The sequence below is a fragment of the Pseudomonas monsensis genome (genome assembly GCF_014268495.2).
GTDB classification, from domain to species: Bacteria; Pseudomonadota; Gammaproteobacteria; order Pseudomonadales; family Pseudomonadaceae; genus Aquipseudomonas; species Aquipseudomonas monsensis.
This window is the reverse complement of the sequence record NZ_CP077087.1, coordinates 4,168,200-4,181,970: the sequence shown is the minus strand read 5'-3', so window position 1 is coordinate 4,181,970 and position 13,771 is coordinate 4,168,200. Positions and strand designations below refer to the sequence as shown.

General features: G+C 59.1%; 11 protein-coding genes. 3 read left to right on the top strand and 8 right to left on the bottom strand.

Going from position 1 to position 13,771, the window contains the following annotated elements; all coding sequences use genetic code 11:
• Positions 1-113: 113 nt before the first annotated feature.
• The 7 genes from HV782_RS18405 to HV782_RS18375 form a co-directional block, all read right to left on the bottom strand.
• Positions 114-539 carry a GNAT family N-acetyltransferase gene (locus HV782_RS18405; RefSeq protein ID WP_095138930.1) on the bottom strand — a complete coding sequence of 142 codons (426 nt, stop codon included), beginning with the start codon at positions 537-539 and terminating at the stop codon, positions 114-116.
• Entirely contained in the window at positions 532-1,701 is a 1,170-nt protein-coding gene (locus HV782_RS18400) for a ribosomal protein uL16 3-hydroxylase (protein ID WP_123462472.1), read from the bottom strand. Before HV782_RS18400 ends, HV782_RS18405 begins: the two co-directional genes overlap by 8 nt.
• A gap of 86 nt (positions 1,702-1,787) precedes the next feature.
• Positions 1,788-3,158, bottom strand: coding sequence for an adenylosuccinate lyase (purB, locus tag HV782_RS18395; protein WP_016987412.1), 1,371 nt, complete (start codon positions 3,156-3,158; stop codon positions 1,788-1,790).
• A 127-nt stretch (positions 3,159-3,285) separates the two neighbouring features.
• Positions 3,286-3,909, bottom strand: a complete 624-nt coding sequence (gene hflD, locus HV782_RS18390; protein ID WP_123462474.1) for a high frequency lysogenization protein HflD — start codon at positions 3,907-3,909, stop codon at positions 3,286-3,288.
• Positions 3,906-5,030: a tRNA 2-thiouridine(34) synthase MnmA gene (mnmA, locus tag HV782_RS18385; protein WP_025109000.1), complete on the bottom strand. Its 1,125-nt coding sequence runs from the start codon at positions 5,028-5,030 to the stop codon at positions 3,906-3,908. The genes hflD and mnmA overlap by 4 nt, the downstream gene beginning before the upstream one ends.
• Positions 5,031-5,089: 59 nt before the next feature.
• Positions 5,090-5,536 (bottom strand): NUDIX hydrolase, encoded by a 447-nt coding sequence (locus HV782_RS18380; RefSeq protein WP_128614942.1) that lies wholly within the window; start codon positions 5,534-5,536, stop codon positions 5,090-5,092.
• Between the two features lie 204 nt (positions 5,537-5,740).
• Complete coding sequence (locus HV782_RS18375) at positions 5,741-7,966, bottom strand: NADP-dependent isocitrate dehydrogenase (RefSeq protein ID WP_123462478.1); 2,226 nt, start codon at positions 7,964-7,966, stop codon at positions 5,741-5,743.
• Positions 7,967-8,447: 481 nt separating this feature from the next.
• Here HV782_RS18375 and icd point away from each other — a divergent pair, with 481 nt between their 5' ends.
• Positions 8,448-9,704 carry an NADP-dependent isocitrate dehydrogenase gene (gene icd / locus HV782_RS18370; protein ID WP_034155137.1) on the top strand — a complete coding sequence of 419 codons (1,257 nt, stop codon included), beginning with the start codon at positions 8,448-8,450 and terminating at the stop codon, positions 9,702-9,704.
• A gap of 86 nt (positions 9,705-9,790) precedes the next feature.
• Here the strand turns inward: icd and HV782_RS28635 are convergent, their stop codons facing one another.
• The gene (locus tag HV782_RS28635; protein WP_095124702.1) at positions 9,791-10,096 is read right to left on the bottom strand and encodes a cold shock domain-containing protein; all 306 of its coding nucleotides are present in this window, start codon (positions 10,094-10,096) and stop codon (positions 9,791-9,793) included.
• 223 nt (positions 10,097-10,319) lie between these two features.
• Here HV782_RS28635 and clpS point away from each other — a divergent pair, with 223 nt between their 5' ends.
• Both clpS and clpA read left to right on the top strand, forming a co-directional pair.
• Positions 10,320-10,703: an ATP-dependent Clp protease adapter ClpS gene (gene clpS, locus HV782_RS18360; protein WP_016987405.1), complete on the top strand. Its 384-nt coding sequence runs from the start codon at positions 10,320-10,322 to the stop codon at positions 10,701-10,703.
• 30 nt (positions 10,704-10,733) lie between these two features.
• Positions 10,734-13,004: an ATP-dependent Clp protease ATP-binding subunit ClpA gene (clpA, locus tag HV782_RS18355; protein ID WP_097088113.1), complete on the top strand. Its 2,271-nt coding sequence runs from the start codon at positions 10,734-10,736 to the stop codon at positions 13,002-13,004.
• Positions 13,005-13,771 lie beyond the last annotated feature (767 nt).

Genomic DNA, 13,771 nt, shown 5'->3' with positions numbered 1-13,771 from the left:
GTCGGGGCGTTTTGTGGTGTGCTTGCGGGCCTCTTCGCGAGCAGGCTCATTCCTACAGGGAATCGCATTTCAATTGTAGGAGTGAGCCTGCTCGCGATCGCCGCGTCGCGGTCTCAAGCCGAATGGCGAACCATATCGACATGCGGAATCCCGGCTTCAAGGAATTCCTCACTGACCAGGCTGAAACCCAAGCGCTCATAGAACGCCGTGGCCTGTACCTGCGCACTGAGCATCTGCTGCTGCAGGCCACGCGCTTCAGCTTCAGCAATCACCGCTTGCATCAGCGCATCACCAACCTTCATCCCGCGCCAGTCTTTCAGCACGGATACCCGGCCAATGTGCCCGTCGGGCAACAGGCGCGCAGTGCCAATCGGAAAGTCGCCTTCAAACGCCAGAAAATGCACGGCGGTCGCGTCATCCGCGTCCCATTCCAGCTCGGGTGGCACCGATTGTTCGGCGATGAACACCGTTTCACGAATGCGCCGGATCTCGGCGATGTCCTTCTGCCAGTCTGCGACACGTACGCGAATCTTATTCATCGGCGAACCCCAGGCTGCCTTGCTTGACCAGTTCGCACAGCAGGCCGCGACCGTCTTCGTCGTCCAGCCAGTCGCCGAGGTTGTCGGTGTGCAGGGCGTCGGCGGCGCAGATCAGCTTCAGCAGTTCGCGCAGTTTGCCCGGCAGATAACGGCTCTGGCCGCTGGCGAACAGCAGCAGGTCGTCATCGACTTCCGACCAGGCCAGGCGCGCGCTCGGGTTGCGGATCAGTACCGCGCCGTCCTGCAGCGCAGCGAGGAAGTCTTCTTCTTCAACTTCTTCCGGGCCCACCACCAGTTCCGGATAGCGCGGCTCGGTCATGTACTGGCCGAACCAGGTCAGCAGCAGACGCTCGTCGCTCATATGCTCGGCGAGCAGGGCTTTCAGGCGATCCAGTGCGTCGTGTTGAATCTGATGCGGGTCAGCGGCCGGTTGCGCGTCGGCATCGGTGTAGCGCTCTTCGTCAGTCAGGAACTGGCTGAGGAAGTCGGTGAAGTGGGTCAGCACTTCAGAAGCGCTCGGTGCGCGGAAACCGACCGAGTAGGTCATGCAGTTGTCGACCGCGACACCGCAATGGGCCAGACGGGGCGGCAGGTAGAGCATGTCGCCCGGCTCCAGTACCCACTCTTCGGTTTCGTGGAATTCGGCGAGGATGCGCAGGTCGGCGTGTTGCAGCAGCGGGCTCTCGGAATCGCACATCTGGCCGATTTTCCAGTTGCGCTTGCCGTGGCCTTGCAGCAGGAACACGTCGTAGTTGTCGAAGTGCGGACCGACGCTGCCACCCGGGGCGGCGAAGCTGATCATCACGTCATCGACGCGCCAGCTCGGCAGGAAGCGGAAGTTTTCCAGCAGTTCGCTGACTTCCGGGACGAACTGGTCAACGGCCTGCACCAGCAGGGTCCACTCTTTTTCCGGCAGCTTGCTGAATTCGTCTTCGGCAAACGGGCCGCGACGCAGTTCCCATGGGCGCTCGCCGTGTTCGATCACCAGACGCGATTCGACTTCTTCTTCCAGGGCCAGGCCGGCCAGTTCGTCGGCGTCGATCGGGCTTTCGAAGTCAGGAATCGCCTGACGGATCAGCAGTGGCTTTTTCTGCCAGTAGTCGCGCAGGAATTCGCGTGCTGTAAGGCCGCCCAGAAGTTGAAGAGGAATATCGGAATTCATATGTAACCTATTGAAAAAAAGCACTTTTCAGACGGGAATAAAAACGCCCGGCGCGGCCGGGCGTCTCAAACGGATCAAGCGGTCGATCAGATGCGTTTGGCTTGCGCTACAGCGTTGCCGATGTAGTTGGCCGGGGTCAGTTGCTTGAGCTCGGCTTTCGCTTGCGCTGGCATGTCCAGGCCGTCGATGAAAGTCTGCAACGCTTCAGGGCTGATGCCCTTGCCGCGGGTCAGTTCTTTCAGCTTCTCGTACGGGTTTTCGATGTTGTAGCGGCGCATCACGGTCTGGATCGGCTCAGCCAGGACTTCCCAGCATGCGTCGAGATCAGCGGCAATCTTCTGCTCGTTGAGTTCCAGCTTGCTGATGCCTTTGAGGCTGGCTTCGTAGGCGATCACGCTGTGGGCGAAGCCGACACCGAGGTTGCGCAGTACGGTGGAGTCGGTCAGGTCGCGCTGCCAGCGGGAAATCGGCAGTTTGCTCGCCAGGTGCTGGAACAGGGCGTTGGCGATACCCAGGTTGCCTTCGGAGTTTTCGAAGTCGATCGGGTTGACCTTGTGCGGCATGGTCGACGAACCGATTTCGCCAGCGATGGTGCGCTGCTTGAAATAACCCAGGGAGATGTAGCCCCAGATGTCGCGGTCGAAGTCGATCAGGATGGTGTTAAAGCGCGCAATGGCGTCGAACAGCTCGGCGATGTAGTCGTGCGGTTCGATCTGCGTGGTGTACGGGTTGAAGCCCAGGCCCAGTTCGTCTTCGATGAAGGCGCGGGCATTGGCTTCCCAGTCGATCTGCGGGTAGGCCGACAGGTGTGCGTTGTAGTTGCCGACAGCGCCGTTGATTTTGCCCAGCAGCGGTACGGCAGCGACTTGAGCGATCTGACGCTCGAGACGGTACACCACGTTCGCCAGCTCTTTACCCAAAGTCGTCGGGGAGGCCGGTTGACCGTGGGTGCGCGACAGCATTGGCACGTCAGCGAAACGGATCGCCAGTTCGCGGATGGCATTGGCGGTCTGGCGCATCAGCGGCAGCATCACGTCGTCACGGCCTTCGCGCAGCATCAGGGCGTGGGACAGGTTGTTGATGTCTTCGCTGGTGCAGGCAAAGTGGATGAACTCGCTGACCTTGGCCAGCTCCGGCAGCTTGGCCGCCTGCTCCTTGAGCAGGTATTCGATCGCCTTGACGTCGTGGTTGGTGGTGCGCTCGATCTCTTTGACGCGCTCGGCGTGCTCCAGCGAGAAGTTTTCAGCCAGTTCATTGAGAACGGCGTTGGCCTCGGCGGAGAAGGCTGGCACTTCCGGGATGCCGGCGTGGGCGGCCAGGCGCTGGAGCCAGCGCACTTCAACCAGGACGCGGGCACGGATCAGGCCGTACTCGCTGAAAATCGGGCGCAGGGCCTGGGTTTTGCCGGCGTAGCGGCCGTCAACAGGGGAAACCGCAGTGAGCGAAGAGAGCTGCATGGGGTGTTCTCGGACAGTCGGGCAACGAAATGGGGCGCGTATCATACATGAAAAAATCCGCCGGTCCGTTGCCAACTGACCGGCGTATTACGCGCTACAGACTACAAAACTTTTATTGCGCGACGATTTACTCGCTGCGCATCAACGGATACAGCTCTTTGAGCAGCTTGCGCCGGCTGATCACCAACTGCCAGCGGTGCCCGCCAAGCTGACGCCACAGGCGCGCCGAACGAATGCCGGCGAGCAGCAGGGCGCGGATCTTCGAGGCGTTGCTCGGTTGCTGCAGGTTGCGCATGTCGCCGTGCACTTGAATGCGTTGGCGCAAGGTGCTCAGGGTGTCCTGATACAGCGCGCCGCAGGCGGCGACCACGTTTTCGTGGGCCGGGCCGAAGTGTTCGACCTGCGACTGGATCTGCGGCAGGCGCTTGCCGATGGTGTCGAGCATGTCGCCACGCTTGGCCAGTTGCCGCTCCAGGCCGAGCATCGACAGCGCATAACGCAACGGCTCGCGCTGCAAGGTGCTCGGGTCGCGTTCAAGGGCGCCGATCAACGCACGATAACCTTCGCGCAGATTGATATCGTCGCCGCCGTATACGTCGAGCGTGTCCTTGGGGTCGCGTACCAGCAGGCTGCCGAGCATGCAGCTCAGGCCGGCCTCGTTGGTCTGGCCGGTCTTGGCGATGCGGTCAACCAGCACGGCGGCGAGAAACACGCCGCCCAGCGCGGTCAGTTGCTCCTGGGTCGGGCTCATGCCTGGCCGCTCCACGGCTCGGCGACTTCGATCACGCCGCCACCGAGGCAGATTTCACCGTCGTAGAACACCACGGACTGGCCTGGAGTGACCGCACGTTGCGGTTCGTCGAACACGGCGCGGTAGCCGCTGGCGGTTTTTTCCAGGGTGCAGGCCTGGTCGCTCTGGCGATAACGCACTTTGGCGGTCAGGCGCAGCGGCTGGCTCAGGTCGATTGGGTTGACCCAATAGATTTCCGAAGCGAGCAGGGCGCTGGAGAACAGCCACGGATGGTTGTTGCCCTGGCCGACGATCAGCTCGTTGGTGTCCAGGTCCTTGCGCAGCACGTACCACGGCTCGTCGCCGGCGTCTTTCAAACCGCCGATACCGAGGCCCTGGCGCTGACCGATGGTGTGGTACATCAAGCCGTGGTGACGGCCGATGACTTCGCCTTCGGTGGTCTTGATTTCGCCCGGTTGCGCAGGCAGGTATTGCTTGAGGAAGTCGCTGAAGCGGCGTTCGCCAATAAAGCAGATCCCGGTGGAATCCTTCTTCTTGGCGGTCGCCAGCTCGTATTTTTCGGCAATCGCGCGGACTTCAGGCTTCTCCAGTTCGCCGACCGGGAACAGGGTCTTGGCAATCTGTTCGCCGCCGACGGCATGCAGGAAGTAGCTCTGATCCTTGTTCGGGTCGAGGCCCTTGAGCAGTTCGGTGCGGCCTTCGATGTCGCGGCGACGCACGTAGTGGCCGGTAGCAATCAGGTCGGCGCCGAGCATCATGGCGTAGTCGAGAAACGCCTTGAACTTGATTTCGCGGTTGCACAGGATGTCCGGGTTCGGCGTACGGCCGGCCTTGTATTCGGCGAGGAAGTGCTCGAACACGTTGTCCCAGTACTCGGCGGCGAAGTTGGCGGTGTGCAGCTTGATACCGATTTTGTCGCAGACAGCCTGGGCATCCGCCAGGTCGTCCATGGCGGTGCAGTACTCCGTTCCGTCGTCTTCTTCCCAGTTCTTCATGAACAGGCCTTCCACCTCGTAACCCTGCTCGATCAGCAGGAGAGCGGAAACGGAAGAGTCCACGCCGCCGGACATGCCGACAATGACGCGCTTCTTGGATGTGTCAGAAGGGGCTGGATCACGCATAGGGATTCAATGAGTGTCTTGAAAAAGGACGCGATTCTATCAGGCTCACGGCCTCAAGGCTAAAGAGAAGGGCGGATCAGTTCGAGACTGAAGTGATGACCGGCCAGATAATCGTCGATGCAGCGGATGATCAGCTCGCTGCGCCAGTTGTCGCGCTGGGCGATTAATTCGCTGCGGGTCAACCACTTGGCGCCGACGATGCCATCGTCCAGTTGGTAGTCCGGGTGGTGTTTCACCGCTTTGGCGCTGAAGCACACACGCTGGTAAGTCACGCCGTTGCTCGGCGCGGTGTACAGGTAAATGCCGATCACGCCGGTGGGTTCGACGTCCCAGCCGGTTTCTTCGAGGGTCTCGCGCACGGCGGCGTCGATCAGGGTTTCGTCCGGGTCGAGGTGACCGGCGGGCTGGTTCAGCACGTTACGCCCGGCCTTGTGCTCTTCGACCATCAGGAAGCGGCCGTTGTCCTCGACGATGGTGGCGACGGTGATGTGGGGGAGCCATTCCATGAGTAGACCTCGGTGTTGAATATTGAAACCCGAACCCTGTGGGAGCTGGCTTGCCAGCGATGGCGGTTTATCATTCAACATTGATGTGACTGATCCATTGCTATCGCTGGCAAGCCAGCTCCCACAGGGTTTTGTGGTGATCATAAAGCCCGGAAACACAAACCCCGGCGCAGGGCCGGGGTTTGTGATGTTCCCTTTACAACCTTAAACCAGCGCAGCAATCGCCGCGTTGAAGGTTGCGCTTGGGCGCATGGCCTTGCTGATCAGCTCGGCATCGGCGTGGTAGTAACCACCGATGTCCACTGGCTTGCCCTGAACGGCGTTGAGCTCGGCAACGATGGTCGCTTCGTTCTCGGTCAGGGTTTTGGCCAGGGTCGCGAACTGCGCTTGCAGTGCAGCGTCTTCGGTCTGGGCGGCCAGGGCCTGAGCCCAGTACAGCGCCAGGTAGAAGTGGCTGCCGCGGTTGTCGATGTTGCCGACTTTGCGCGATGGCGACTTGTTGTTGTCGAGGAACTGGCCAGTGGCCTGATCCAGGGTTTTCGACAGCACCAGCGCTTTCGGGTTGTTGTAGTTCACACCCAGGTGCTCAAGGGACGCTGCCAGTGCGAGGAACTCGCCCAGCGAATCCCAGCGCAGGAAGTTCTCTTCAACCAGTTGCTGCACGTGCTTCGGTGCCGAACCGCCGGCGCCGGTTTCGAACAGGCCACCGCCGTTCATCAGCGGCACGATCGACAGCATCTTGGCGCTGGTGCCCAGTTCCATGATCGGGAACAGGTCGGTCAGGTAGTCGCGCAGGACGTTGCCGGTCACCGAAATGGTGTCCTTGCCTTCGCGAGTGCGCTGCAGGGTGTACTTCATGGCATCGACCGGCGCCATGATCTGGATGTCCAGACCGGCAGTGTCGTGATCCTTCAGGTAAGCCTGAACTTTCTCGATCACCACGCCGTCGTGGGCGCGCATCGGGTCCAGCCAGAAGATCGCCGGGGTGCTGCTGGCGCGAGCACGGTTGACGGCCAGTTTGACCCAGTCCTGGATCGGCGCGTCTTTGGTCTGGCACATGCGGAAGATGTCGCCGGCTTCAACAGCCTGCTCCATCAGCAGCTTGCCCTTGCTGTCGGTCACGCGAACCACGCCGTCAGCCTTGATCTGGAAGGTCTTGTCGTGCGAACCGTACTCTTCGGCTTTCTTCGCCATCAGGCCAACGTTTGGCACGCTGCCCATGGTGGTCGGATCGAACGCACCGTTGGCTTTGCAATCTTCGATCACGGCCTGGTAGATGGTCGCGTAGCAACGATCCGGGATCACTGCCTTGGTGTCGTGCAACTGACCGTCGGTGCCCCACATCTTGCCGGAGTCACGGATCATCGCTGGCATCGAGGCGTCGACGATAACGTCGCTCGGCACGTGCAGGTTGGTGATGCCTTTGTCGGAGTTGACCATCGCCAGCGCAGGGCGAGCGGCGTAGACCGCTGCCATGTCGGCTTCGATCTGTGCTTGCTGCTCGGCCGGCAGGGCCTTGATGCGTGCGTACAGGTCGCCGATGCCGTTGTTCAGGTTGAAGCCGATCTGGGCCAGCACGTCAGCGTGCTTGGTCAGGGCGTCTTTATAGAACTCGGCAACGATCTGGCCGAACATGATCGGGTCGGAAACCTTCATCATGGTCGCTTTCAGGTGCACCGACAGCAGCACGCCTTGGGCCTTGGCGCTGTCGATTTCAGCGGCGATGAATGCACGCAGAGCGTTTTTGCTCATTACGGCGCAGTCGAGGATCTCGCCGGCCTGAACGCTGGTTTTTTCTTTCAGAACGGTAGCAGTACCGTCCTTGGCGATCAGCTCGATCTTCACGGCGTCAGCGGCGTCGATCAGGGCAGCTTTTTCGCTGCCGTAGAAATCGCCGGTGCTCATGTGAGCCACGTGGGACTTGGAGTCTTTGGCCCAGGCGCCCATTTTGTGCGGGTGCTTGCGCGCATAGTTTTTAACCGACAGCGGAGCGCGACGGTCGGAGTTGCCTTCACGCAGAACCGGGTTCACGGCGCTGCCCTTGACCTTGTCGTAACGCGCCTTGGCTTCTTTCTCGGCATCGTTGGTCACGGCTTCCGGGTAGTCCGGCAGGTTGTAACCCTGGGCTTGCAGCTCTTTGATCGCGGCTTGCAGTTGTGGCACCGAAGCACTGATGTTCGGCAGCTTGATGATGTTGGCTTCAGGCGTAACGGCCAGGTCGCCCAGTTCGGCGAGGTGGTCGGCTACGGCTTTGTCGCCCAGTTGCTCGGGGAAGCTGGCCAGAATACGTGCTGCAAGAGAGATATCGCGGGTTTCCACGGCGATATCGGCCGAGGCGGTGTAAGCCTCGATGATCGGCAGCAGGGAATAGGTGGCGAGGGCTGGAGCTTCGTCGGTGAAGGTATAGATGATCTTCGAGCGGGTGGGCATATTCGGATTAACTCTCTCTTCTTTGCTAAAGCGTGCGCAGAAACTCGAGGGGCGCCGGGTAAGCGCGTTCGTTCAAAGTCATCCATGAACCGAATGTCGAGATTCTTCGCGGTGATGTTGGGTGCATCAGTAGAGCGTCAAGCAGTCGGACTGCGGTAACAACCCGACCAATCAGGCGGAAAGTCTCGTGCTAGAGAGGCCAGCCGTCGTGACCCTTTGGTCAGCGGGCGGCATTATACATAGGTAGCTGGCAATCTGCCGATGGTTCATATGCAACGATTCTCGTCCATTGGTCTAAAGGTCGCAGGGCGGGGTGGGGCGTAGAGTCGTCGCGAATGCTTGAGTTTGGCGCTTTTCCCTTTGCTTTCAGGCTTGTACGAAACGAGATGTAGGCGCGCCACGAACAGAGGGTTTGCGTGTTGATTTAACTGGGTTACGCTCGAACCAAGCCAGATGTTCAATCCAAACAATGGAGTTCAGCATGGGTTACAAGAAGATTCAGGTTCCAGCCGTCGGCGACAAAATCACCGTCAATGCAGACCATTCTCTCAATGTTCCTGATAACCCGATCATCCCCTTCATCGAAGGTGACGGCATTGGTGTCGACATCAGTCCGGTGATGATCAAGGTGGTCGATGCTGCAGTTCAAAAGGCATACGGCGGTAAACGCAAGATTTCCTGGATGGAAGTCTACGCCGGGGAAAAAGCCACTCAGGTTTACGATCAGGATACCTGGCTGCCTCAGGAAACCCTGGATGCAGTCAAGGATTACGTGGTTTCCATCAAAGGCCCGCTGACCACTCCCGTCGGTGGCGGCATCCGCTCGCTGAACGTGGCCCTGCGTCAGCAACTCGACCTGTACGTCTGCCTGCGCCCGGTGCGCTGGTTCGAAGGTGTGCCAAGCCCGGTTAAAAAGCCTGGCGACGTCGACATGACCATCTTCCGCGAGAACTCCGAAGACATCTACGCTGGTATCGAGTGGAAGGCCGGTTCGCCGGAAGCCACCAAGGTCATCAAATTCCTTAAAGAAGAAATGGGCGTCACCAAGATCCGTTTCGACGAAAACTGCGGTATCGGCGTCAAGCCGGTTTCGCTGGAAGGCACCAAGCGTCTGGCGCGCAAGGCTCTGCAATATGTGGTTGATAACGACCGCGATTCGCTGACCATCGTGCATAAAGGCAACATCATGAAGTTCACCGAAGGTGCCTTCAAAGAGTGGGCCTATGAAGTGGCGGCCGAAGAATTCGGTGCGACCCTGCTCGACGGTGGCCCGTGGATGCAGTTCAAGAATCCGAAAACCGGCAAGAACGTTGTGGTCAAGGATGCCATCGCCGATGCCATGCTCCAGCAGATCCTGCTGCGCCCGGCCGAATACGATGTAATCGCGACCCTGAACCTCAACGGCGACTACCTCTCCGATGCCCTGGCGGCGGAAGTGGGGGGTATCGGCATTGCACCGGGCGCCAACCTGTCCGACACCGTGGCGATGTTCGAAGCGACCCACGGCACCGCGCCGAAGTACGCCGGCAAGGACCAGGTCAACCCGGGTTCGCTGATTCTCTCGGCGGAAATGATGCTGCGTCACATGGGCTGGACCGAAGCGGCGGATCTGATCATCAAGGGCACCAACGGCGCCATTGGTGCGAAAACCGTGACCTATGACTTCGAGCGTCTGATGGATGGGGCCAAGCTGGTTTCGTCTTCGGGCTTTGGCGATGCGCTGATTTCGCATATGTAAAACGCGGGCACATAAAAACCGCCTGACTCTTCATTGAGTCAGGCGGTTTTTTATTGCTTGGGATATTCAGGTGAAGATCAGTCAGCTCACGCTTTGGCAGTTGCGGCGGCAGCAGCAGCAGCAGCGCCAAAAGCAGCACTCTCAGCGGGGCTGGATGGTTCAATGATGACGTTTGTGATTTTTAGGGCATGCAGCCCCTTTGGGCCTTGAACAATCTCAAAACTCACCAGTTGTCCGGCCTTTAGCGTTTTATACCCCTCCATCTCAATGGCGGAGTAGTGCGCAAAGAAATCAATCTCTTTTCCGTCTTCATCGCGGCCTTCACGGGCATCGGTATTGATAAAGCCGAATCCCTTGGCATTGTTGAACCACTTGACCTTGCCGACAGCCATGCTCAAATCCCTCTGCACCAGACTCCATCGCTGGAGTATCATCCAATTCATCCGCAATCTAATCCGTAAAAGAATTGACTCCGCGGATCTTTTTTACCCACTGTGGGCTCTATTGGTTGTAACACCGTTTTCCCGATAGTCAAGGTGACCGGGCAGTCGGAGTTGAAAACGTGGACAGCCGCCCCCACCACTGTATTTGCACAACTGAAGAACCTTTCTTTCCATGCATGCAATCAGCCAGATTCGACTAACATTCAATCAGGATCGCCCGCTTCTCCAAAAGGATCTTCCAGAGGAGCACGACGACGATTCGGCAGGCGTTGCTGTTCAGGAAGCAAAGCCTGCGTTACAGGCGCCGCCGATGTACAAGGTGGTTTTGTTTAATGATGACTACACACCGATGGATTTCGTCGTCGAAGTGCTCGAGGTGTTTTTTAACCTGAATCGCGAGCTGGCGACCAAGGTCATGCTGGCCGTCCACACAGAAGGACGGGCAGTATGTGGAGTGTTTACCCGCGACATCGCCGAGACAAAGGCCATGCAGGTCAACCAGTACGCCAGGGAAAGCCAGCATCCGCTACTCTGTGAAATCGAGAAGGACGGTTAATCGCCGACCACTTGGGTATGAGGTGAAGCTATGTTAAACCGCGAGCTCGAAGTCACCCTCAATCTAGCCTTCAAGGAGGCTCGTTCGAAGCGTCATGAGTTCATGACTGTCGAACACCTTTTGCTGGCCCTATTGGACAATGAGGCTGCCGCCACCGTTTTGCGTGCCTGCGGCGCAAACCTCGACAAACTCAAGCATGACCTGCAGGAGTTCATCGACTCCACCACGCCATTGATCCCCGTTCATGACGAAGATCGCGAAACCCAGCCAACCCTGGGCTTCCAGCGTGTACTGCAACGTGCTGTTTTCCACGTACAGAGCTCGGGCAAACGCGAAGTAACCGGCGCCAACGTGCTGGTTGCAATCTTCAGTGAGCAAGAGAGTCAGGCCGTGTTCCTGCTGAAACAGCAGAGCGTGGCGCGCATTGATGTCGTCAACTACATCGCTCACGGCATTTCCAAAGTGCCGGGGCATGGCGATCACTCTGAAGGTGAACAAGATATGCAGGACGACGAGGGCGGTGAGTCTTCTTCTTCAGGCAATCCTCTGGATGCTTATGCCAGCAACCTCAACGAACTTGCGCGCCAGGGTCGCATTGACCCGCTGGTCGGCCGCGAAATGGAAGTCGAGCGTGTGGCGCAGATTCTTGCGCGCCGGCGTAAAAACAATCCGCTGCTGGTCGGCGAGGCGGGCGTGGGTAAAACCGCGATTGCCGAAGGTCTGGCCAAGCGCATTGTCGACAACCAGGTGCCGGACCTGCTGGCCAACAGCGTCGTGTATTCCCTCGACCTCGGTGCTCTGCTCGCGGGCACCAAGTATCGCGGCGATTTCGAGAAGCGCTTCAAGGCGCTGCTCAATGAACTGAAAAAACGCCCGCAGGCGATCCTGTTCATCGACGAAATCCACACCATCATCGGTGCGGGTGCTGCGTCCGGTGGCGTGATGGATGCCTCGAACCTGCTCAAGCCATTGCTCTCGTCTGGTGACATTCGTTGCATCGGTTCGACCACGTTCCAGGAATTCCGCGGCATCTTCGAGAAGGATCGGGCCTTGGCGCGTCGCTTCCAGAAAGTCGATGTGGTCGAGCCGTCGGTGGAAGACACCATCGGTATCCTGCGTGGCCTGAAAGGGCGTTTCGAGCAGCACCACAATATCGAGTACAGCGATGAGTCGTTGCGCGCTGCTGCTGAACTGGCATCGCGCTACATCAATGACCGGCACATGCCGGACAAGGCCATCGACGTGATCGACGAGGCGGGCGCCTACCAGCGTCTGCAACCGGTCGAGATGCGCGTCAAGCGTATCGAAGTGCCGCAGGTCGAAGACATTGTGGCGAAAATCGCGCGGATTCCGCCAAAACACGTCACCAGTTCCGACAAGGAACTGCTGCGTAACCTGGAGCGCGACCTGAAGCTGACGGTGTTTGGTCAGGATGCAGCGATCGACTCGCTGTCGACTGCGATCAAGCTGTCGCGTGCCGGGCTCAAGTCGCCTGACAAGCCAGTCGGTTCATTCCTGTTCGCAGGCCCTACCGGTGTCGGTAAAACCGAGGCCGCGCGGCAATTGGCCAAGGCCTTGGGGATCGAGCTGGTGCGCTTCGACATGTCCGAATACATGGAGCGTCACACCGTATCGCGTCTGATTGGTGCGCCTCCGGGTTATGTCGGGTTCGATCAGGGCGGTCTGTTGACCGAAGCGATCACCAAGCAGCCGCACTGCGTGTTGTTGCTCGATGAAATCGAGAAGGCGCACCCCGAAGTCTTCAATCTGCTGTTGCAGGTAATGGACCACGGTACGCTGACCGACAATAACGGGCGCAAGGCGGACTTCCGCAACGTGATCGTGATCATGACCACCAACGCCGGTGCCGAAACGGCGGCGCGTGCTTCGATCGGTTTCACCCATCAGGACCACTCGTCTGATGCGATGGAAGTGATCAAGAAGAGCTTTACGCCGGAGTTCCGTAACCGTCTGGACACCATTATCCAGTTTGGTCGCCTCAGTCATGAGGTCATCAAAAGCGTGGTGGACAAGTTCCTTACCGAGCTTCAGGCGCAGCTGGAAGACAAGCGTGTGCTGCTTGAGGTCACTGATGCCGCGCGTAGTTGGCTGGCGGCGGGTGGTTATGATTCGGCGATGGGCGCACGTCCGATGGCGCGTCTGATCCAGGACAAGATCAAGCGTCCGCTGGCGGAGGAGATTCTGTTTGGCGAGCTGGCCGAGCATGGCGGTGTGGTGCACATCGACATCAAGGATGGTGAGTTGACGTTTGACTTTGAGACGACGGCAGAAATGGCCTGACGGCCTTGGATCAAGAGGGCGCCTTCGGGCGCCTTTTTGTTGTCTGGTGTTTTTGGGTTCTGGGTGTATATCCGTTGCTGCGGTGATGGCTTATTACGGTTTCGCCCTTACGGCGACTCACTTTTTTTCAAACGCCAAAAAAAGTAAGCAAAAAACGCTTGCTCCTACGTGCGGCCCGCTCGCTGAGGCTCGGGGTTCATTCGCTCCGGGATCGATCCGGGCGCAGCGCCTACGGTTTGCTTCGCTGCACCTCCTCTCGCTGTGTTTGGCTGCGCCAAACGGTCGCTGCGCTCCCACCCCCCCGGATCAATCCCTCCACTCAGCCTTCCGACGTCGCCTTACAGATCAAGATCAAAGGCAGGCGAGCTGACACTCGGCCTATTGAGTGGTGAAGAGCGGGGCGTGGTCGGCTTTGGATTTGTGGTGGATTTAGCCCTCATCGGAACGCCGCCCGCCCAGCCCTTTCCCCGAGGAGAGGGAGCCGATTTGTGGGCCTTTCAGAATCTGAGTTCGACTCGATATCGCACGTCGGCGTAGCTCTCCCAAACACCTCGATCAGTCCTCTCTCTGGGAGGGTGAGGGGCCGATTTGTTTGCTTTTTAGAGCCTGAGTTCAACGCGGTATCGCACGTCGGCGCAGCTCCCCCAAACACCACGGTCAGTCCCCTCTCCCTCCGGGAGAGGGCTAGGGTGAGGGGCTCTTGATCTGGCTTCGGCTTTTGATCTTTTGCCCCATCGGCAGGCCGAGCGTAGGTGTTCATTCGGGGG

What these genes read in the sequence shown, in the direction of transcription:
- HV782_RS18405 (WP_095138930.1), bottom strand. Translation starts at nt 539, where the DNA reads ATGAATAAGATTCGCGTACGTGTCGCAGACTGGCAGAAGGACATCGCC.
- HV782_RS18400 (WP_123462472.1), bottom strand. Translation starts at nt 1,701, where the DNA reads ATGAATTCCGATATTCCTCTTCAACTTCTGGGCGGCCTTACAGCACGC.
- purB (WP_016987412.1), bottom strand. Translation starts at nt 3,158, where the DNA reads ATGCAGCTCTCTTCGCTCACTGCGGTTTCCCCTGTTGACGGCCGCTAC.
- hflD (WP_123462474.1), bottom strand. Translation starts at nt 3,909, where the DNA reads ATGAGCCCGACCCAGGAGCAACTGACCGCGCTGGGCGGCGTGTTTCTC.
- mnmA (WP_025109000.1), bottom strand. Translation starts at nt 5,030, where the DNA reads ATGCGTGATCCAGCCCCTTCTGACACATCCAAGAAGCGCGTCATTGTC.
- HV782_RS18380 (WP_128614942.1), bottom strand. Translation starts at nt 5,536, where the DNA reads ATGGAATGGCTCCCCCACATCACCGTCGCCACCATCGTCGAGGACAAC.
- HV782_RS18375 (WP_123462478.1), bottom strand. Translation starts at nt 7,966, where the DNA reads ATGCCCACCCGCTCGAAGATCATCTATACCTTCACCGACGAAGCTCCA.
- icd (WP_034155137.1), top strand. Translation starts at nt 8,448, where the DNA reads ATGGGTTACAAGAAGATTCAGGTTCCAGCCGTCGGCGACAAAATCACC.
- HV782_RS28635 (WP_095124702.1), bottom strand. Translation starts at nt 10,096, where the DNA reads ATGGCTGTCGGCAAGGTCAAGTGGTTCAACAATGCCAAGGGATTCGGC.
- clpS (WP_016987405.1), top strand. Translation starts at nt 10,320, where the DNA reads ATGCATGCAATCAGCCAGATTCGACTAACATTCAATCAGGATCGCCCG.
- clpA (WP_097088113.1), top strand. Translation starts at nt 10,734, where the DNA reads ATGTTAAACCGCGAGCTCGAAGTCACCCTCAATCTAGCCTTCAAGGAG.